At 48.2% G+C, this 21,872-nt stretch carries 9 protein-coding genes; 8 read left to right on the forward strand and 1 reads right to left on the reverse strand.

The features are described from left to right. The first annotated feature begins 59 nt into the window (after positions 1 to 59). The 7 genes from QFZ51_RS15815 to QFZ51_RS15845 all read left to right on the forward strand — a co-directional run bounded on the left by QFZ51_RS15815 (position 60) and on the right by QFZ51_RS15845 (position 15,336). Positions 60 to 2,036: a family 43 glycosylhydrolase gene (locus tag QFZ51_RS15815; RefSeq protein ID WP_429047072.1), complete on the forward strand. Its 1,977-nt coding sequence runs from the start codon at positions 60 to 62 to the stop codon at positions 2,034 to 2,036. Between the two features lie 416 nt (positions 2,037 to 2,452). Next, on the forward strand, positions 2,453 to 5,590 hold the full coding sequence (locus QFZ51_RS15820; protein ID WP_429047075.1) for a SusC/RagA family TonB-linked outer membrane protein: 3,138 nt from the start codon (positions 2,453 to 2,455) through the stop codon (positions 5,588 to 5,590). An 11-nt stretch (positions 5,591 to 5,601) separates the two neighbouring features. Beyond that, complete coding sequence (locus QFZ51_RS15825; RefSeq protein ID WP_429047077.1) at positions 5,602 to 7,479, forward strand: RagB/SusD family nutrient uptake outer membrane protein; 1,878 nt, start codon at positions 5,602 to 5,604, stop codon at positions 7,477 to 7,479. 47 nt (positions 7,480 to 7,526) lie between these two features. Then, positions 7,527 to 10,346 (forward strand): SusC/RagA family TonB-linked outer membrane protein, encoded by a 2,820-nt coding sequence (locus QFZ51_RS15830; RefSeq protein WP_429047078.1) that lies wholly within the window; start codon positions 7,527 to 7,529, stop codon positions 10,344 to 10,346. 32 nt (positions 10,347 to 10,378) lie between these two features. Then, positions 10,379 to 12,148, forward strand: a complete 1,770-nt coding sequence (locus QFZ51_RS15835; RefSeq protein ID WP_429047079.1) for a RagB/SusD family nutrient uptake outer membrane protein — start codon at positions 10,379 to 10,381, stop codon at positions 12,146 to 12,148. Between the two features lie 49 nt (positions 12,149 to 12,197). Beyond that, positions 12,198 to 13,151, forward strand: a complete 954-nt coding sequence (locus QFZ51_RS15840; RefSeq protein ID WP_429047080.1) for a DUF5627 domain-containing protein — start codon at positions 12,198 to 12,200, stop codon at positions 13,149 to 13,151. A gap of 28 nt (positions 13,152 to 13,179) precedes the next feature. Then, positions 13,180 to 15,336 carry an endo-1,4-beta-xylanase gene (locus tag QFZ51_RS15845; RefSeq protein WP_429047081.1) on the forward strand — a complete coding sequence of 719 codons (2,157 nt, stop codon included), beginning with the start codon at positions 13,180 to 13,182 and terminating at the stop codon, positions 15,334 to 15,336. Between the two features lie 71 nt (positions 15,337 to 15,407). Here the strand turns inward: QFZ51_RS15845 and QFZ51_RS15850 are convergent, their stop codons facing one another. Further along, complete coding sequence (locus QFZ51_RS15850; RefSeq protein WP_429047082.1) at positions 15,408 to 19,517, reverse strand: hybrid sensor histidine kinase/response regulator transcription factor; 4,110 nt, start codon at positions 19,515 to 19,517, stop codon at positions 15,408 to 15,410. A gap of 335 nt (positions 19,518 to 19,852) precedes the next feature. Between QFZ51_RS15850 and QFZ51_RS15855 the strand changes: the two genes are divergently transcribed. Then, the gene (locus QFZ51_RS15855; RefSeq protein ID WP_429047083.1) at positions 19,853 to 21,853 is read left to right on the forward strand and encodes a family 43 glycosylhydrolase; all 2,001 of its coding nucleotides are present in this window, start codon (positions 19,853 to 19,855) and stop codon (positions 21,851 to 21,853) included. Positions 21,854 to 21,872: the final 19 nt, after the last annotated feature.

Below are 21,872 nucleotides of genomic sequence, written 5' to 3' on the forward strand. Positions count from 1 at the left end.
ACCTGCCGGTTGGAGGAGCGCGGAATTATCTTACCACTACAAAAAACCACGTTTGTCAAATGTTACTAAAATCTATTGTTCTTATCTTTTTATTTTTTAGCCTGACGATACAAAACGGGCTTGCCCGGCAAGGCGGTCCTGGCAGGAAGCCGCCCGCTGAAACAGATTCCACACGTTTTTATTCGGAGGTAAATACCTATGTCAACCCTGTTTTACCGGGAGATCATCCCGACCCAACCCTGCTGAAAGTTGGCGCCGACTTCTATCACTGTGGCTCCTCTTTTCATTTCAATCCCTACCTGCCCATCTACCACTCCACAGACCTGGTGCATTGGAAAGTGATCAGCCGTGTATTGCCGCCGGCACATGCCGGTATGGTGGCAGATCGTCCCAGCGCCGGTGTATGGCAGGGCGCCATCACTTATTTTTATGGCTCGTACTGGATTTATTTTTCTTCAGGCGGACAATGGTTTTCCAAAGCATCGGCGCCGGAGGGCCCGTGGACTGCCCCCGTGCGGGTGAAGGAGAACCGGGAAACAGGGCCGCTGGGATATGATAACTCCATTTTTGTGGATGATGACGGAAAGCCATACATGGTAATTAAAAACGGCCAGAAGGTAAACCGGCTGCAAGCGCTGGGGCAGGATGGCCAGCTTACAGACTCGGTGATCAACCTCGACTGGATCAATGCGAACCTGCAATACAGCTGGGCGGAAGGTCCTGTGATGTGTAAGCGTAACGGGTATTATTATTACTTCCCAGCCGGCGATGTATCCGGCGGACAGTACGTTTTGCGGGCAACGGCCCTCACGGCTGATTCCACCAGGTGGGAGCGGTTAGGGGATTTTTTCAAACCAAGTCCCGACCCGGACAATACTTTTCCCCGTCCTAATCATATTTCAGCGCCCGTTCAACTGGCGGATGGTACCTGGTGGACGATCGGGCAGAGTTACCAGAAAAGAGGTAGCGACGACTGGTCAGGTATGGGCAGGCAAACTTCTTTGTACCAGGTATTATGGGAGGGCGACCGCCCCTGGGGCGCCCCACCGGTAAGCGGACCAGTAGTAAAGCCTGCACTGGATAACAATAATACTCCCTGGCGCAGCGTGCATACCGATCATTTTAATACTGATAGCCTGGGCCTTTGGTGGCATTTTTTAACCAAGCCTGCTGCTGCGCACTACTCACTGGCGCACCGGAAAGGTTGGATCCGTTTATCTCCCGACAGCGGCAGAACGCATCTGCTGCAAAAGGAAACCGACCATTTCTACTCGGCAGTCACCCGGGTGGACATTGGCGGGGGCGAGCCGGCAGCACATGGTGGCATCTACCTCACCAATGGCAACCAAAGTGTGTTTGCCCGTCTTTACTATTCCAACGGACGCATTGTATTTCAATTGGATTCCGCGTTGAGGGAGCTGCCCTATAATAAAGGACGCCAGGTTTGGCTTAAACTGGAAAGATTGGAACATCAGCTGACCGGCTTTTTCAGCTCCGATGGTAAAAGCTGGACACCCGTTGGCGCCGCTGTCAGTGCAGTGCCTTTGGATAAAGTCCAACCTAATTATAACAGTTGGGTAGGCACCAGCATTGGTTTGTTTGCGGAGGGCGGTCCGGTTGATTTCGACTTTTTTGTTTGTAAAGATGGATTTTCTGCCCTGCCAGCTGCAGGAAGCAGCAATCACTATGGAACCTATAAAGTAAAACGGGGAGATGATTGGGTAGTCACTAACGCTTCCGCACACGGTGGCTGGCTGATGATATCAGGAGTGGACTTCGGCGCCGCCGGAGATGCCAAAGCGATTGAAATCACAGCTGATGCAACTAAAAGCGGTGAACTGAAGGTATGGATAGATGACCTGAAGAACGGCCGGCAAATTGCAGGCGTTCCCATCAAACCAGGTAAACTTTCCGGGCATGCTCCTTTGCTGAATAAGGATATTTCCGGTCAGCACGACCTCTTTATTTGGTTTCCCGCAGGCGCCTCACAGGAGATATTTATTAAAAGTATCCGGCTGCTAAAAACAGGAAAATAAACATCCCGTTTTTTTGTAGCGAACTGATTTCGCAGCTCCTGACAGGGCCATCTGCGCTTTATTTAGACATTATTTCCATCCTTTTGGAGATTCGTGCCATTCATATATACATGGCTATTGTAGATTCGTCTGTTGCTTTTCCTTTCAGCTCCACCTGATAGGCTTACGCATTACCGTTATGAAAAATTGTCAATTTAACACTAAATGATTACTTATGAAATTTGAATGTCCCCCGGGGTACCACGTCCCGATATAATCATTTTCAGTTCCATCACTTAATGGGTAGCATCCGATAATTACTTTAGGGGTTCTGCTTTTTATCGCATCTCATTGTTCCCGCTGGGTGTGCCGGCGTGATAGTCATGTACTGGCTGTCAGAACCCCTCATTGCCCTAACATTAAATATTTTGAATTCCATGTTTAAAATGATTCTTTCGCAAAAGTCGTGGAAATGGCTTGTCGTGACAGCAGTAATGCTGTCAGGTACGCTCACCTGTGCTTCCTTACAGGCCCAGGATACACGGGTAGTACAGGGAGTAGTGCTGGATGAGAAAAAGACGCCTGTTCCCGGTACCACCATACAGATAAAAGAAACGAAGATTAGTACCAGCACAGATAATGATGGTAAATTTCTCATCCGCGTTCCTGCCGACAAACACATTCTTATTTTCAGTTTTATAGGAAAGGCGCCGCAGGAAGTAAACGTCCGTAACCAGTCGACCATCGCCGTTACCCTGAAAGACAATGTTTTTGGTCTTGAAGATGTGGTGATAGTAGGTTATGGGCGGCAGAAAAAGGAAAGCGTTGTTGCCGCCGTTTCCCAAACTACCGGTAAAACATTGGAAAGGGCCGGAGGCGTGTCAAATATCGGCGCTGCCCTCACCGGCAATGTACCGGGTCTTATCACTGCCCAAAGTACCGGCCTGCCCGGTGAGGAAGATCCTCAACTGATCATCCGCGGTCTTAGTACCTGGAATAACAGTAACCCGTTAATATTAGTGGATGGTGTGGAACGGCCCATGTCCAGTGTCGATATCGGCTCCGTAGAAACGGTGACGGTTTTAAAAGACGCTTCGGCAACGGCGGTATTCGGTTCACGGGGCGCCAATGGCGTTATCCTCATCACCACAAAAAGAGGAAAGCTCGGCAAAGCTTCTATCCGGGCTACGGTGAACAATGTCGTGAAAGCGCCATCCAAACTGCCCGGAAAGGCAGATTCGTACGACGCTTTGCGTACTGTTAACGAAGCCATAGAATATGAGCTGGCATTAAAACCTGAAAGCTGGAATAACTATTACCCACAGGCAATTCTGGATAAATACCGGAATCCCGCCAACCTGGAAGAAGCCGAACGTTATCCTAATGTCGACTGGGCAAAAACCTTATTCAAGGATTATGCTACGTCGCAAAATGCTAATCTCAATATCAGCGGCGGTACCCGTTTCGTAAAATATTTCACCAGCGCAGATTTTCTGCATGAAGGCGATCTCTTTAGAATATACGATAACAAACGCGGATACAAACCCGGTTTTGGTTTTACAAGATTAAATGTCCGGTCCAACCTGGATTTTCAATTAACGCCCTCTACACTCTTCAAGGTAAATCTCTCCGGATCATATGGTGTGCGGAAAAGTCCCTGGGGATTTTCGGGTAATCAGTATGGTTCCTGGATCGACGCTTACACTACCGCGCCGGATGTATTTCTGCCGGTATATGCGGATGGTTCCTGGGGCTACTATGCGCCAAATGAGGGACGGGCGGAGAATTCGGCCAGAAGCCTGGCAGTGGGCGGTATTCAATACCAGACCACTACACGCATCACCACCGACTTTACCGTAGAACAGAACCTGGATATGCTCGTGGACGGACTGAAACTCAACGCCACCATTTCAATGGATAATACCTTCCTTGAAAGCGACAGGGGAGTGAATGACCTTTACCACGATGTACAACGCAAGTGGATTGATCCTGCAACAGGAAATGTATTTTATAAGAGCGCCTTTGATGGGGTCACCAATTTCGATTTCCAGGAAGGCATCAAGTGGACACCGGCAGCAGGTGCGGTTTCGGATAATCAACGGCGACTGTTTTACCAGTTGCAGTTAAATTATGCAAAAACTATTGCGGACGATCACCAGGTAACTGCCATGGGATTGCTGAACCGCAATGTTACCGCCAACGGCAGCATGATACCCTCGTACCGCGAAGATTGGGTATTCCGTGCCACTTACACGTATAAAAACAAATACACCCTCGAATACAATGGCGCCTATAATGGCTCGGAGAAGTTTGCACCTGATTACCGGTTTGCCTTCTTCTCGTCGGGCGGTGTAAACTGGATTTTATCCAATGAGCACTTCATGGAAAATATAAAATTCCTGGACCTGCTGAAGTTCCGTGCCTCTTATGGACAAACGGGTTTTGACAACGTAGCAGGCCGTTTTCTGTACATGACAGAATGGGCATATGGTGGACGCTCGCGGCTTGGAACTACCGGCGAAGGTGCGGAGCAAAGTCCGTTTAACTGGTACCGTGAATCTACCGTTGGAAATCCGAATGTGCAATGGGAGCAGGCGGAGAAAATGAATGTTGGTGCCGACTTTGAATTATTCAAAGGTTTCGTAAAAGGTAAAGTGGATTTCTTCGAAGATAAACGTTCCAAAATATTGCTTGCCAACAGGTCGTCTGTGCCGTCTTATTACGGCACCACTCCCCCGGTAGCAAATCTTGGCCGCGTAACATCGCGGGGTTATGAGGTGGAGTTACATTTCAGTTATCCTGTCACAAAACAGCTGCGGGTGTGGTCAGACCTGAACATGACCCATACCAAAAATAAGGTGATTGAAGCCGACAATCCTGAGCTGCTGCCGGCTTACCAGAAATCGGAGGGCATGCAGATCGGGCAGGCTTACTCTTATGTGAGCCAGGGTTACTACAACACATGGGATGAACTTTATGGCAGCACCATGCATAATACCAACGACAATCAGAAGCTGCCAGGCAACTATTACATCGTGGATTATAATGGCGATGGTGTAATCGACGCGAGCGATAACATTCCCTATGGTCATAGCGGATGGCCCACCAATACTTACAACGCCACGTTTGGCGTGGACTGGAAAGGGCTCACTGCTTTTGTACAATTCTATGGGGTGAATAACGTAACCCGCCAGGTGGTATTCAACAGTTTAGGTTCCCAGGGTCACACGGTTTATAACGAAGGCAGTTATTGGTCGAAGGACAATACCAACGGAGATGTGCCCATGCCACGCTGGCTATCCACACCAGCAGGCTATTACCGCGGTACCCAATATATGTACGACGGTTCCTACCTGCGCTTAAAGAACGCTGAAATTGCCTACACACTCGATAAAGGATTTATAAAACGGATAGGTCTTGAATCGCTGAGAATATATCTCAACGGCAATAACCTGGCCGCCTGGAGCAAGATGCCGGACGATCGTGAATCAAATTTTGCAGGTACCGGCTGGGCATCCCAGGGAGCTTATCCTACAGTGAAGCGTTACAATCTCGGCGCCAATTTTACTTTCTAAACATGACCTTTATGAATAAGTATACAAAGATGTTGTTGGCTGCCACAGGGATCGTAACGATACTTGGCCTGGCATCCTGCAAGAAGTTCCTGGATAAGGAACCACAATCTATCGTGTCGGAAGAAAATGCCTTTAAAACCTTTATCGGTTTCCAGGGCTTTACCGAAGAACTTTATCACTGCATACCGGATTTTACCAATGCCTACTGGACCAATTCCTGGAACTGGGGAGAAGATGAAATTCAATCTACCGCACGTGATTTCCATTTCATCATAAAAATAGATAATGGTGATTTCTGGGGCTGGCAGTCGCAGTTTGACGGCTGGCAGGCTGGCTGGATGGACCGGAATAATACCAGTACCAATGACGACCGTTTTGCAAAGTCGATGTGGAAACTGGGATGGTACGGTATCCGGAAAGCCAATATGGGACTGGAAAATATTGATAAATTAACAGACGCCACGCAGGAAGAGAAAGACCTGATTAAAGGACAGTTGTTGTTTTTCAGGGGATGGTTTCATTTTATGTTCATCCAGTATTTTGGCGGGTTACCATACATCGATAAAGTACTTCCGGGTGATCAGAAGCTCACCTTACCACGTCTCAAATACAGTGAATGTGCGGATAAAGCGGCGGCCGATTTCAGAGAAGCGGCAAACCTGCTGCCCGTAAACTGGGACAATACCACAGCAGGTAAAAGAACGCTCGGAAAAAACCAGTTGCGCATTAATAAAATTATGGCGCTGGGTTACCTGGGGAAAAACTATTTATGGGCAGGTAGTCCGCTGATGAACTATGTATCTGCCGGCAGCAAAACCTACAACGCGGAGTATTGCAAAAAGGCGGCAGAAGCATTTGGTGAATTACTGCAATTGTGCGAGTCCGGAGAGGCGCCTTACAAGCTGGTAGAATTTTCGAAGTACTATACCAATTTCTATAGCGCCGGTCAGAACTGGTTAATGCCAGGCGGTACCGAAGCTATTTTCCGTGGGCCTTACTATGGCGCGCATGGCTCCACTTATGGCACCGCCAAGCAATACGGTCCGGCTTTGCTCACAGAAGAAGCCATCACTTTTGTGCCTACGGCTAATTATGTGGACTATTACGGTATGGCTAACGGCCTGCCCATCAAGGACATTACAAAGGCCGATCCGGAGTCAGGATACGACCCCGCTTATCCGTGGAGAGGCAGGGATCCGCGTTTCTACAATGATATCGTTTTCGATGGGGTTAAATGTGTACAGGGCGCCACTACCGATGAAAGAAACCGTTACGCCAATCTTTATACAGGCGGCACTTACCGCGACATCAGCAGCGGCAGCCGCTCCGGTTACCTGCTCTATAAGTTTATTCCTATCACAGCCAACAGATTTGATAATGGCTGGACCTACGACAAAGCGCTGAATATCCACCTGCCGTATATGCGCCTGGCGGACGTGTACCTGATGTATGCCGAAGCTGCCGCACAGGGTTATGGCGCCGCCACAGGCAAGGCCGGCAACTATGCTAAAACGGCATTAGACGCTGTGAATGTAATCCGCGACCGTGCAGGCGCAGGACACGTTGCTGCTGCCTTCACCGCCTCCCTGGATGGCTTTATGAGCGAAGTTCGCCGTGAACGGGCCGTAGAGCTGTCTTTTGAAGGCCATCGTTTCAATGATTTAAGAAGGTGGATGTTGCTGATACAAAGCCCGTACACACTGAAAAAATCGGTGGAATTTGACCGGTCGTCCTCATTCAGTACTGTAGATCCAATGAATAACCGGGTACTCAATTTACGCGAATCCGTTATCCTGGAACGCAGGTATACAGAGAAACACTACTGGCTGCCGTTAAAAAATTCAGATGCCAATATGTACCTGGAATTTCCACAGAATCCGGGTTGGTAAAACGTGCAACCCTTACATGTATCGTTTACTGTTAATTTCAAAAATTCATGAATCAGATAAAAGCATTAATAGCCTTTGCAGCGCTGATGAACCTGACGCCGGTTTCGCAGGCGCAGGACACCACGGCAAAAACTACCACTGTTATTCCTCCCGGTAACCCGGTACAGGTGGCCTTCCGGAAGGTGGATAAAAAAGACCTGTCAGGAGGCGTTTCAGTGGTGGACGTGGCATCACAAATGAAACTAAACTATATGACTACCAGCCTGGAAAACATGGACGGCTGGGTAAATGGTTATAATGGAAACAGTATGTGGGGCATGGGTAGCTATCTGCTCATCATCGACGGGGTGCCCCGTGAAGCAGGAAATGTAGTGCCCACAGAAATTGAACAGATTTCTTTTCTCAAAGGAGTGAATGCCGTAGCGCTTTATGGCAGCAGGGCCGCCAAAGGAGTTGTATACATTACCACCAAAAGAGGTAAAGCAGGCAACCAGCGGATTGATGTCAGGGCCAATGCCGGCGTAAACGTTCCCAAAGCGTATCCCCATTACCTGGGATCGGCGGAGTATATGACGCTTTACAATGAAGCCCGCCGCAACGACGGACTGGCCGAGCTGTATAGCCCTGAAACGATCTACCAGTTCGCGTCAGGTAAAAATCCATACCGGTATCCCAATGTAGATTATTACTCCGACGAGTATCTTAAACAATCCTTTGGCCGCTATGATGTAACAACAGAGATATCCGGGGGAAATGACAAGGCGCGGTATTATACCAATATTGGATACCAGACGGCCGGTTCGTTGCTCAACTTTGGTGAGGCTGTTAGCAACGGCAAGTCCGACCGCCTCAACCTGCGCGGTAATGTGGATGTGAATCTTAACCAGTATATTTCCTGTAATGTAGATGCCACCGCGATTTTCTATACCGGCAGGGGCGTAAACACCGACTACTGGCAAAGCGCTGCTACCTTGCGCCCGCATCGTTTTTCCCCACTCATTCCTTTGGATATGATCGAGTCAAATGATGAAGCATCCAACGTATTTGTGAAGAACAGCAATCACATTATTGATGAGAAATATTTGCTGGGCGGAACGCAGCTGGATCAAACCAACCCGTTTGCCGCCATTTATGCCGGTGGAAACAACCGCTATATCAGCCGGCAATTCCAGTTCAATACCGGCGTGAATGCCGATCTGAGAAATTTACTGAAAGGCCTTTCCTTCCGCTCTGCGTTTGCTGTTGACTACAACACCTCTTATAACCTCGCTTTCAACAATACCTATGCGGTATATGCGCCCACCTGGAATACGTATTCCGGCGTGGACCTGATCAGTAGCCTCACGCAATACGGACAGGATGCCACTTCAGGTGTGCAGAATGTAAGCAACAGCTGGTACCGGCAAACGATCTCTGCTTCCGGTCAGTTCAATTATGTGAACTCCATTGACAACAGGCATAATCTTTCTGCCGTGTTACTGGTGAATGGCTTCCAGCAATCTGAATCAGCCGTGTACCACCGTACCAGCAATGCCAATCTCGGTTTGCAACTGGGCTACAACTTAGACCATACTTACTACATCGATTTCAGCGGCGCCGTTATTCACAGCGCGAAGCTGCCCGAAGGAAACCGCACCGCTTTTTCGCCTACCGTGTCGCTGGGCTGGCGGCTCAGCAACGAGCCCTTTATGCGTGGTGTAAGGGGAGTGGATGATCTTCGTTTAACTGCTTCCGCAGGTGTGCTGCATACCGACCTGGATATTGCTTCTTATTATCTATACCAGGGTGTTTATACCACGCAGGGAAGCTGGTTCGGCTGGAAAGATGGTACCGGCGTGCAGGCCACGGAATCAAGGCGAGGGGCTAACCCGGATATGCGTTTCCCAAAAAGAGAGGAGATCAGCATTGGCCTGGAAGGTTCTTTCTTCCATGAATCTTTAAAACTGGATGGTAACTTCTTTGTCAATAAAATTACCGGCAACATTATCCAGCCCAACGTGTTGTTCCCTTCTTACTACACCACCGGCTGGCCATCATCTTCTTTCATTCCCTATGTAAATTATAATGACGATAAACGGATGGGAGTTGATTTCAGCCTCAGTCTGAATAAGAAGCTGTCTGATATTAACTATTCCATCGGGCTGGTAGGTACTTACTATAAAACGATTGCCACAAAACGGGCGGAGATTTATGAAGACAATTACCAATACCGGCAGGGAAGGCCACTGGACGCCATATGGGGACTGCAAAACATGGGCTTCTTCCAGGATGCGGATGACATCAAAAATTCTCCCTCCCAAACTTTCGGCCAGGTAAAACCGGGCGATATCAAGTATAAAGATCAGAATGGAGATGGGGTTATTGATACCCGAGATGAAGTATACCTGGGCCGTGGGGGCTGGTTTGGCTCACCGCTTACACTAGGTGTGAACGTAAGTGTGCAATGGAAGCATTTCTCCTTCTTTGCGCTGGCGCAGGGCCGCTTCGGTTCCTATGGAATGAAGAACAATTCCTGGTTCTGGGTAGATGGAGAGGATAAATATTCTGAAGTGGTAAGAGACCGCTGGACGCCCGAAACAGCACCGTCAGCGAAATATCCGCGGCTGACCACCTTCAACAGCGATAACAATTTTCGCAATTCGGATTTCTGGTTGTACAAGGCTAACCGCATCGACCTGGCCAAGGTGCAGATCTCTTATGATATGAGCGATCTGATTGGCAATAAAAAGATCGTGAAGGAGATGGGGGTGTATGTGAGTGGCTTCAATTTGCTGACGTTTGCTGCCGAGCGTAAATTGATGGAAATGAGTATTGGCAGTGCACCTCAAACCCGCTTATATAACCTGGGAGTAAAAGCTATGTTCTAATGATGCCTTTCACCCAATCAAGTTTCCACTTTATGAAAAGAAATATTATCATGCTGCTGGCATCCGTTCTGCTGCTAACCAGCTGCAAGGATCTGCTGACACCGGAAATTGAAAATAACCGGGACCTGAACCCGGCAAATTATAATCCTAATGATGCCGGACTCCCGTTTGGCGTGCTGCTCAATGGTTACAACCGCATACCAACCAATTCATGGTCGTTTAATGATGTAGCCACAGATGATGCGGTAACAAATGATCAGAACAATGGCTTCCTGAAAATGGCCAACGGCCAATGGACCGCCAATAATAATCCGCTTAACCAATGGGAAAATGCATATGCCGCTATTCAGTATCTTAATATCACACTGCGGGATGTTGATACCGTGAAGTGGGCCGCTGATCCTGCTGTCAGCAAACTGTTTGGTATGCGGGTAAAGGGAGAGGCTTATGGCCTGCGCGCCCTTTTCTATTACCACCTGTTGCAGGCACATGCCGGCATGTCTGAAAGTGGCGCTGTACTCGGTGTGCCCATCAACCTGGAAGTGCAGGGATCTAATGCTGATTTCAATAAACCCAGGAGCAATTTTGATGCGTGCATGAAGCAGATCTACAGCGATCTGGCACAGGCGGACCAGTTGTTGCCAACCGACTACGAAAACATTCCCAATGCGTCCCTTATCCCGGCAAAGTATGGCACGGTGACCAAGGAACAATACGACCGTGCCTTTGGCGCTGCCTTCCGTGGATTTCTTACCGGCCGTATCGTAAAGGCGATCCGGTCGAAAGCAGCGTTACTGGCAGCGAGCCCAGCTTTCAGCAGCGGCACCACTACCACCTGGGCAGACGCTGCGAATTACGCCGGTGAAGTAATTGCGCTGAAAGGCGGGATAACTGCCTTGTCTGCAAATGGCCTCAACTGGTATTCCAACGCTTCTGAAATTGCGGGGTTAGCCGATGGCGCAAATCCTTCTGAAATACTCTGGAGAAATAATTATGGCGACAATCGTGATCTGGAACAAGCCAATTTCCCACCAAGTTTATTTGGCAATGGCCGCATCAATCCAACACAAAACCTCGTGGATGCTTTCCCCATGGCGAACGGGCTTCCCATTACGGATGCCGCCAGCGGTTATGATGCTGCCAATCCCTACGTGGGCCGCGATCCCAGGCTGCGGATGTTTATTTTAGTCAATGGCGGCACAGCAGGTCCAAATAATTCCGTGATCTCCACCGCGGCAGACGGCGCTACCAACGACGCGCTGAATAAAGTAGAAACTTCTACCAGGACCGGCTACTACCTCCGCAAATTGCTGCGCCAGGATGTGAACCTCAATCCTAATTCGGCGAATAATCAACGGCATTACAAACCTCATATCCGGTATACAGAAATTTTTCTCAACTACGCAGAAGCTGCCAATGAAGCCTGGGGACCAACAGGCAGTGGCGCCTTCGGATTCTCCGCTTATGATGTTATCAAAGCTATCCGCAAAAGAGCAGGGGTAGGCACTACCAACGGCGATGCATATCTCGAAGAATCAAAAGGCAGCAAGGAGCAAATGCGCACGCTTATCAGGAATGAGCGTAGAATTGAACTGTGCTTTGAAGGCTTCCGCTTCTGGGATCTTCGCCGCTGGAAGGCAAACATCGCCGAAACGGCTAAAGGCGTTAGCATACGCAACAACGGTTACGCTGTTATTAACGTGGAAAACCGTCAGTTCCAGCCGTTCATGATCTATGGTCCTATTCCCTACGGCGAAACATTAAAGTTTGGGTCGTTAGAACAGAACAAAGGCTGGCGCTAACAGCTCCTGGTACATAAATAATTTTCTTTGATTTTTGAAATTAACAAAGATGAAAAAGTTCTTAATACCCATCATGCTACTCGTTGTGTCAGCAGCATGCAATAAAGAGGTAGAATTCCCGGATTATAAATACCAGACGGTGTATTTCGCCTATCAGTACCCCGTGCGAACCATCACTTTCGGGGAAGATATATTCAGCACGGAACTGGACAACCAGGGCAAATGTAAAATCATGGCAACAACCGGAGGTGTTTACTACAGCAAAAAGGATCTGCATATCGGGATCGCGGTAGATAACTCCCTGCTGGGAAACGGCTTGCTGTTTGGCGCCGGCAAAGATGAGATCTTAGCGATGCCCGCTAACTACTATTCGCTGGCGGCAAATGAGATTGTTATCCCGGAAGGCGGCCTCACAGGTGGAGTGGAAGTACAGCTCACAGACGCTTTCTTCAATGATCCAAAGTCGATCCGGAATACCTATGTGATCCCGCTGCGCATCAATAATAAATCGGGCGCTGACTCTATCCTCAGCGGGAAAGACTTCATCCTCTACGCCATCAAATATGTGAACACTTGGCATGGCAACTACCTGCGCAGGGGAAAAGATGTGGTGTCCGGAAGTGTAAACCAAACAATCGTAAGGCACAAAGAATATGTTGAATCGGATGAGGTGAATAAATTGAACACGAAGTCCAGGAAGGAACTTGAGTTTCCGGTAGTGTATAAAGACAAAGACGGCAATAATATTTATTGCACACTGCTGCTCACTTTCGACGACAACGGTAAATGCACCATTTCGTCTGCCACCAGCGGTTTCACAGCCACCGGGAGCGGGCAGTTTGTAAAAAGAGGAGAAAAGAACAGCTGGGGCAGCAAAGACCGTGATGCACTGTATCTCAATTACCAGGTGACCTTATCGGGTATGCAGGTATCTACATCAGATACGTTGGTATTAAGGGACCGGTCCGTAACCATGGAAACTTTTACACCGGTGAGCAAATAATTTTCTGCCTACAATTAAAGTAATTTATATGCATCAACATCATAAAATAGCAGTTGGCTTTATGGCATTCATGGCCATTACTTCCTGCAGTAAATATAAAGCGCTTGATTTTAACGTGGACAAGCCTGAAAGTATTGCGCTTCAGGAAGACATAGACGCTTACCCCGCCCTGAAAAGCTATATTAACCGTGTGGCGCAACCCGGGTTTAAATTGGGTGTGGCGCTGGGTTTACAGGAATATCTTGACAAAGGCGTGATGTACCGGTTAGCCAACAGGAATTTCGACGAGGTGGTTATAGGCTACGATATGAAACATGGCGCCGTAGTACAGGCCGATGGCAGTTTAAACCTGGTAAAAGTAAAATCATTGCTTCAATCTGCCGGCGAAGCGGGAATGCAGGTATATGGTCATACCCTCATGTGGCATGCCAATCAGAATGCCAGCTACCTGAATGGATTGCTTAGTCCTTTGCTGGTAACATCCCCCGCTTATCAGAACGACTTAAATCTTGCAGCCCTGAAGGATAAAACCTTCACCGGCTGGTCCCTGGCCAATCCGGGGGCGGGCATTTCAATAGCGGAAGGTGAAGGCATGGGAACCGGGAACAAAGCCATTAAGCTGGTGTCAAAAGGCGGCTCGTCGTCAGCTGCCGATCTGCAGCTCGTTACCCCGCAGGTTGGCGTGAACAAATCGCATAAGTATGAAGTAGTAATGTATATAAAGTCGGATGCAGCGGGTGAAGGAAGGGTTTCTTTTGAAGGGTTAAATAACAATACGCCATCGATCGACTGGACCAAATCAGGTACGCCTTCCCCGACTTTTACAACCGGGATTTCGTGGAAAGAGATCCGCTTTACCATTGATGATTTTTCCGCCGATAATATTAAACTGCATTTTGACCTGGGCTATAAAGCCGGCGTAACTTATTATATTGACGTCAACAATTTGTACATCTACGATACGCAAGGCGCACTCGTAGTAAACAACCTGGTGGCCAACGGCGATTTTGAATCCGGAGGTGGCTGGGGAGGCTGGGGCGGCAGCTCCACCCGCGGCGTAACTGCTGACGGCATGGGTGTTGGTAACAAAGGCAAGGCTTTTTATGTGACCAATCCCACAAAAGGCGCCAATTACTGGGACGTGCAAACCAGCTATGATTTTGCAGCGCCGCTTGCTAACGGAGAAACTTACGAATTGAGCTTTTGGGTAAAAGGAACCGCCGATGGCGTAATCCGCCCGGAACTGCAAAGCGCCAACTATTCATCCAATGGGTACGGACAGGTGGCGGTTACTACCGCATGGAAGCAGGTAACTGTCGCCACCACGGCTACCGCGGCCGACCGGACACGATTGATCTTTAGCTATGGTGAATTTGCCGGTACCATTTACATTGATGATGTAGTACTGAAAAATTCCAAAGCAACCGGTGGATCAACTACCGTCGTGGAAAAAACAGCCACAGAGAAAAAGGCTATCCTGACCGCTGCACTCGATAAATGGATGGATGGCATGGTAGGGGCCGGAAAAACAGCAGTGAAGGCCTGGGATGTTGTGAATGAACCCATGGATGACGGTAATCCATATGAACTAAAAACGGGTATTGGCAGGCCGGTCATAGCGGCTGATGAGTTTTTCTGGCAGGACTACCTGGGTAAAGACTATGCAGTAACTGCATTTAAAATGGCCCGCCAATACGGCAATCCGGGCGACATTCATTTTATCAATGACTACAATCTTGAGTATAGCCTGGATAAATGCCGTGGCCTGATTGCGTATGTCAATTACATTGAAAGCAAAGGCGGAAAAGTGGATGGTATTGGTACGCAGATGCATATCACCACTACTACCAGTAAGGAAAACATTGCCGAAATGTTTAAGCTGCTGGCCGCTACGGGCAAGTTGATAAAAGTTTCTGAACTGGATCTTGGTGTGGGGGTAAAAACAACCGAAGCTACTGCCGAACATTACAAAGCACAGGCAGAGATGTATAAGTATGTCATTGATAAATATTTTGAACTCATTCCTGCGAAGCAACGTTACGGTATTACGATCTGGAGTCCTTTGGACAGCAGGGCGGGTTCCTTCTGGCGTCCGGGTGAACCCATCGGACTTTGGACCGAAGGATTTGTGCGGAAGCTCTCGTATGCTGCAGTGGCAAAGGCGCTTGAAGCTAATGCGAAATAACAGGAAGCCCTATTTTTGTTTTTGATAAGTATCCCCGGCAATAGAAGCCGGGGATTTTTTTTGAGGAAGGGTTATTCGCTGCTGTTTTCTTTTTTAACCTGCGCTATAAATTCAGAGGGCAGCATATTGTATTTATTCTTGAATGATTTAGCGAAATAGTTAGGCGTGGAAAATCCCACCTGGTAGGCGATTTCCGCAATGGTCATGTCGCTTTTTTGCATGAGGGTCATCGCTTTTTCCAGCCGGTAGGAACGGATGTATTCAACAGGTGTTTGCCCGGTGAGCTCCAGTAATTTATTATACAGGGAGCTGCGGCTCATGCCAACCTCTTTACTGAGGCTTTCAACAGAAAGCTGGGAATCGGTCAGCTTTTCTTCGAGATGACAAACGATCCTGTTCAGCAGTTTTTCATCTGTTGATTCTTTCTGCACTTCGGGGGCATGCACTTTTATTTGTTTGGTATAGGTGTTTTTCAGGGTATGATTGAGATGCAGCAGGTTCCGGATCTTCGCATGAAGTATCTCAAAATTAAACGGCTTAATCAGGTAATCATTGGCGCCGGTTTCCAGTCCTGAGATCTGTTGTTCTTCATTGGTAAGTGCGGTCAGTAATATCACCGGTATATGGCTGGTTCTTTTGTCTGATTTCAGTTTTTGCAGCAGGCTGATACCATCCATTTGCGGCATGGTGATATCACTGACAATCAGATGCGGATGCAGCGCCAGTGCCTTTTGCCAGCCGTCTTTACCATTGGCTGCTTCTATTACCTTGTAGCTGTTGCGGAGGTTATCTTTAAGATAGAACCTGAAGTCTTCATTATCTTCCACCAGTAATATCGTTGACATCTCTGAGAAGCTTTGTGCGGCGGGCAATACGCGGGATGCCTCCGGTAACGCAGTATCTTCCTGCTGGGATGCTAAAGCTGTAGCCAGGGGAGGGGTTTCCTGCTCGGCTATTTTTAACGGAAGTTGTATGGAGAAGGTAGCGCCTTGTCCGGATTCACTTTCCACTTCAATATCTCCCCCGTGCATTTTTACAAATTCCTTTGTAATGGATAACCCGATACCTGTGCCCTGGTTAAGTATAGCGGAACTGGTATTGGTTTGGAAGAAGTGGTCGAATACTTTTTCTCTCTTATCTTTCGGAATACCAATACCCGTATCTTTCACTGTAATGAGCACCCATTGTAAGCCGGGAGTAGCGGGCTTTTCCAGCAACTGCAGTTCCACCATCACCGCATCTTCTTCCTGGGTGAATTTAAATGCGTTTGAAAGCAGGTTAAAAAGAATACGTTCCATTTTATCATGGTCGAAGAAAACGTACAGGGAGGAGGTTCTGCTGCTAAAGGTGAAACGGATGTTTTTCCGTTCGGCAAAGTCACTGAAAGAGTCCGTTACCTCTTTTATAAAGGATACCAATTCTCCTTTTGCCAGCTGCAGTTTTAGCTCATGTTCCTCCATTTTCCGGAAATCCAGCAGTTGATTAACCAGATTGAGCAACCGCCTGGAATTGCGCTTGATCATATTCAGTTTTTCCAGCCTGTTCCCTGTTTGTTCACTGGCAATTAATTGCTCCACCGGCCCAAGGATTAAGGAAATGGGTGTCCTGAAGTCATGACTGAGGTTGGTAAGGAATTTAATTTTCATCCGGTCCAACTCACGGACACGTTTTGTTTCCTGTTTTTCCTGCTCGGCCAGGAACTTCTTTCTTATCCTGGCTATTCCGCGGTACCGGCTGTACAACAGCAGGGCGCAGATGGCGGAGATATAAAACAGGTAGGCATAAATGGTTCGCCAGAAAGGCGGCCTTACATAGATCTTTATCGTGGTGTCCTTCGTATTCCATACCCCATCGTTATTGCTTGCTTTCACGTGAAAGGTATATTCTCCCGGATCCAGGTTGGTATAGGAGGCGGTATTGATGGTGCCTGTATAGTTCCAGTCTTTATCAAATCCTTCCAGTTTATAGGCGTAATAATTTTTCCTGGGGATGGTATAATTCAGCGCTACGAAGCTGAGGGTAAAGTTTTGTTTGTATTCAAGCCTGATTTCGCTGGTAACCGAAATGTGATCTTTGATGGGACTGTCTTCCCCCGGGATCACTGATTTGTTGGACACTTTTAAGTCTGTCAGCAGAACAACCGGCACATTCCTGTTCACCGTTAACCCGGAAGGGGTGAAGTAATTAAAGCCTTCCAATCCGCCGAACATGATATCCCCGTCAGACAGCCGTAACCCAGACGTATGTACGAAGTTATTATTTTGCGCGCCGTTGTAATGGCTGTAGTTCCTGATTTTTTTTGTGGCAGCATTAAAGCTGCTGATGCCCGTGTTGGTACTTAACCAAAGGATGCCGTCTTTATCTTCCAGGATCTGGTAGATGGTGGTATTCTGCAGCCCGTCTTTTTCGTCGTAATTGATGAATCGCCCGGTGGCTTTATCGAACAGGCTCAGCCCCCCGCCATAGGTGCCTACCCATATATTTCCGCGGCTGTCGCGCAGTATCACCTGCACTTTATCGCCTGCCAGCTGACTGTTGCCCTGGGTATAGATATCCCATTTGTTGTTGGCGGGATGATAGACGCCGATTCCCCCGCCGTGTGAACCAATCCAGATGTTGCCTTCTGCATCTTCTTCAATGGTCCTGATGTATCCATTAAACGGGAGCTTTTTTTCTTCAGGCATGCCTGGCCTGGGATGCGGACTAAATCTGGCAACAACTTTTTCATTTCTTAATATATTCACACCCTCACCGTTGGTACCCACCCAAACGTCGCCCTTACTATCTTCCTTTATACAAAAAACATCATTGGCGTTCAGGTTGTCCGGGCCGGTTCCTTTTACCAGGCGTTTATAATTGCCGGCGCCGCTGGAAATCAGCAGACCATGGGCGTAAGTGCCAATAAACAGCTTTTTGTCCTGCGTGTAGTGAAGCGCCATGATGGACACATTATTGTTTGCCGGAAGCGGGATGTTGACTGGCTGGGCTTTCCCGGTATTACGATTGAACTCGAACAAACCTCCGCCGTCGGTGCCGATCAGGATATTTTCCGCACTCTTTTCTGCAAAAGCACTTACTATCGACGACTTGCGGTCGGATGTATGAAAGATAGTGCCGGGCTTGAAATTGAAGAGGTTCAGGTTTTTATCGTATTTATTCACGCCGCCGCGAAAGGTGCCTATCCAGTAAATTCCCTGCCGGTCGATATAGGTGCATCTGATCGACTGGCTGGTAAGGCTATAGATATTTCCATTGTCCGGAAGATATTGATCAACGGCTTGTGTCCTGGTATTAAGCACCATGAGTCCTTCCTGTGTACTGATCCACAACTGGTCATCGTCGTCGGGCTCAATATTGTTCACCTGCACATTGCTGATGGGCGCATTCCCGGTGGATGCCCGGTAGGGGGTAAATCCGGAGCAGTCTGGTTGCAACATGCATAGGCCGGCTAAGGTACCCACCCAGATCTGGCCGTTTTTGTCGGCTGCAATGGCCTGTATATCATTATCCGGCGCGCTGGATTTCGCTGCTGTGTTGAATACCAGCTTTAAGGCGCCTGTTGACGGGGAATAGCAGTAAAGACCAATGGTAGTGCCTATCCAGATTTGTTGTTTTTTGTCGACCAAAACACAGCCCAGCGTTTTCGTTGCTTCCTGGCTGTCTTTTCCCGTTTCGAGTTTGATCCTGGAAATATGGCGGGTAACAGGATCAAGCTGAAAGAGGTTCTCATACTGCGCTATCCAAACCTTTCCTGAAGTATCGCTGCAAATGTCCATGATAACAGCGTTGGAGGGCAGTTCAGGCGTATTGGCGTTTACCGGGAAGTGAATAAAAGCATCCTTTTTGCGGTCATACAGGCTGAGCCCGCCGCCACTGGTGCCTATCCAGAGGTTGCCGTTTTTGTCTTCATGAAGTACCAATACCTCGTTTGCCCTGAGGCTGGAAGAATCGCCGGGATTGTGCCGGTACGCCGTAAAATTAGTACCGTCAAATTTATTCAGGCCATCATCCGTGGCAAACCACATCAGGCCGTAGTGGTCTTTGATGATGTAGTTCACCGCATTGGACACCAATCCGTCTTTTGCGGCCAGTGAGGTGAAGTTTATTTTCTTTGTTTGCGCCCAACCTATCTGAACCAGGAACAGTAAGCAACAGAGGAACGGGAATTTATATTTAAACATATCAGGCAGTCGTTAAAAAACAAGATGTTGGTTGAACTTTCGTACATGGAACTTTGCCGGGACTATTTCATCACCCAATTTAAGTATTGTAAAGCAATCTTAAAAGTGTTACCGGTGTTTATCTGCGCCGCGCCGGTCCCCTGGTAGTTTCTTGCGCTTAAAATGATTGTCTTTAAGACAATTGTGCTATCAATTTCAACAAATGAGCTATCAACAGAAACATAGTCCGGGTATTTTTGTTTTATCGCTGGTCACCATTTGCCGCGCTTAAACGTAAGTGACTAAATGTCTAGTGTGGACAAAACGGCAGCGGGTGATAGTATAATTTTTTGAAGATGCTTATAGATCTAACCGCGAAAGGTTTGAAAAGATTCCTCGTTATGGCCCTCTTGTTTACAGGTACCGCTCTTCAGGCGCAGCAGTCTGATAATGGAGACGGTACCTTTACAAATCCGATTATCTGGGCTGATTTTCCGGACAATGATGTGATCCGTGTGGGAGATACTTACTACATGGTAACCACTACCATGTATTTTTTCCCGGGTGTTCCTGTGCTGAAGTCGAAAGACCTGGTGAACTGGGAGTATGCTTCCAATGCGGTGGAGCGGTTTAAACAACATCCCTTCTACGATCTAAACGGCGGTAACCGGTATGGGAAGGGCCAGTGGGCCAGCAGTATCCGTTATCACAATGGAAAATTTCACATCCTCTTTCTTACGCTGAATGAAGGCGGCTTTTTATGCACAGCCCCTAAAGCCGAAGGTCCCTGGGAGATACGAAAGCTGGCAAGACCTTATTACGATGCAGGCCTTTTTTTCGATGACGACGGGCGCACCTATATCGCGCATGGTTATAACAAAATATCAGTCACAGAAGTAGATTCCAGCCTGGCCCCAATTAGCAGGGACAGTGTGGTGTTTGACAAGGTGCAGAGACCCGGGCTGGAGGGATCGCATGTTTACAAGATAAACGGGTACTACTATATCTATGCTACTTATGGTGGTGGGGATGGTTATCAATGTTGTCTCCGGTCAAAAAATATTTTTGGTCCCTATGAAGAGAAGATTGTGTTAAAGGACGATATGAACCTTCATGGCAGGGGTGTTCACCAGGGGGCATTGATTGAAACGCAGAAAGGGGAATGGTGGAGTGTGATTTTCCAGGACAGGGGAGGCGTAGGAAGAGTGCCCACGCTGCAGCCGGTTCAGTGGGTAGATGGCTGGCCCATGGTAGGAAAAGATGGCCGGGCAGTGGTTACCTATGCCAAGCCCAATACAGGTACTCTTTCACCCGTGCGGATGCTGCCTACCAGCGATGAATTTAATACAGATAAGCCAGCCATTCAGTGGGCCTGGAACCATAATCCAAACGACAGCGCCTGGTCGCTCACCGCGCGAAAAGGTTATCTGCGGCTGATTACCAGCGGTATTGCAACCAACCTTCCGCAGGCGCGGAATTCCCTGGCCCAACGGATCTTTGGTCCCTTCTCCGATGCCACCACGGAGTTGGATGTGAGCCACATGCAGGTGGGAGATGTGGCAGGTCTTGCGGTATTGCAAATCCCTCATGCACTCATTGGTGTAAAGGCAGCAGCAGGTGCAAAGTTTATTGTAATGGAAAATGCGGGGAAAACCATCGATAGTATTGCTTTAGGGAAAAGGAATGTTATCTTTTTCAAAGCGTCGGTCAATACGGTTAAAGACCAGGCTCATTTTTCTTATAGTTTTGATAACAAGGTGTTTATTCCCATTGGCGATACGTTGAACATGAAGTTTGACCTGAAGATGTTTACGGGCAACAGGTTTACATTGTTTAACTATGCCACCGGGCGGCCGGGCGGGTATGTGGATTTTAACTGGTTCCGGATGGATACCCGCCAGGGGCCGCCCAATCTTTTTAAAGCGGCTTCGTTTGTTCAGGCGGAAATGTATGATGAAATACACCTGGGGCATGCCACCGCCAGCAAGGATTTGAGCCATCCCGGTGATCAGGATATCTCCAATTTAACCGATGGTTCCTGGATCAGGTTTAACCAGGTGGATTTTGAGAAGGGCTACCAGCTGCTCCTGCTGCGGGTTTCTCCCGGACAGGGGCATGTTACCGTGTATGTTGACAAAGATTCCCTGAACCCTTATGCGTCCATCACGCTGCCTGCCACTACGGCTAAGGAATATAGCACCATCTCTATACCAGTTAAAAAACTGACGGGGAAACACCGGCTGACTTTTAAGTTTACGGGAGATGCGGGATCGCCGGTGAGTCTTAACTGGTTTTCTTTCACCAACGCCACGCCCGGAAAGAAGGGCAACGCCGCCAGCGTTGTTCCCGGGTTATAACTGCTTATGTTGAATTTAT

It is taken from the genome of Chitinophaga sp. W3I9, from assembly GCF_050434025.1.
In the GTDB taxonomy this organism is placed as follows: Bacteria; Bacteroidota; Bacteroidia; order Chitinophagales; family Chitinophagaceae; genus Chitinophaga.

What these genes read in the sequence shown, in the direction of transcription:
- QFZ51_RS15815 (WP_429047072.1), top strand. Translation starts at nt 60, where the DNA reads ATGTTACTAAAATCTATTGTTCTTATCTTTTTATTTTTTAGCCTGACG.
- QFZ51_RS15820 (WP_429047075.1), top strand. Translation starts at nt 2,453, where the DNA reads ATGTTTAAAATGATTCTTTCGCAAAAGTCGTGGAAATGGCTTGTCGTG.
- QFZ51_RS15825 (WP_429047077.1), top strand. Translation starts at nt 5,602, where the DNA reads ATGAATAAGTATACAAAGATGTTGTTGGCTGCCACAGGGATCGTAACG.
- QFZ51_RS15830 (WP_429047078.1), top strand. Translation starts at nt 7,527, where the DNA reads ATGAATCAGATAAAAGCATTAATAGCCTTTGCAGCGCTGATGAACCTG.
- QFZ51_RS15835 (WP_429047079.1), top strand. Translation starts at nt 10,379, where the DNA reads ATGAAAAGAAATATTATCATGCTGCTGGCATCCGTTCTGCTGCTAACC.
- QFZ51_RS15840 (WP_429047080.1), top strand. Translation starts at nt 12,198, where the DNA reads ATGAAAAAGTTCTTAATACCCATCATGCTACTCGTTGTGTCAGCAGCA.
- QFZ51_RS15845 (WP_429047081.1), top strand. Translation starts at nt 13,180, where the DNA reads ATGCATCAACATCATAAAATAGCAGTTGGCTTTATGGCATTCATGGCC.
- QFZ51_RS15850 (WP_429047082.1), bottom strand. Translation starts at nt 19,517, where the DNA reads ATGTTTAAATATAAATTCCCGTTCCTCTGTTGCTTACTGTTCCTGGTT.
- QFZ51_RS15855 (WP_429047083.1), top strand. Translation starts at nt 19,853, where the DNA reads ATGCTTATAGATCTAACCGCGAAAGGTTTGAAAAGATTCCTCGTTATG.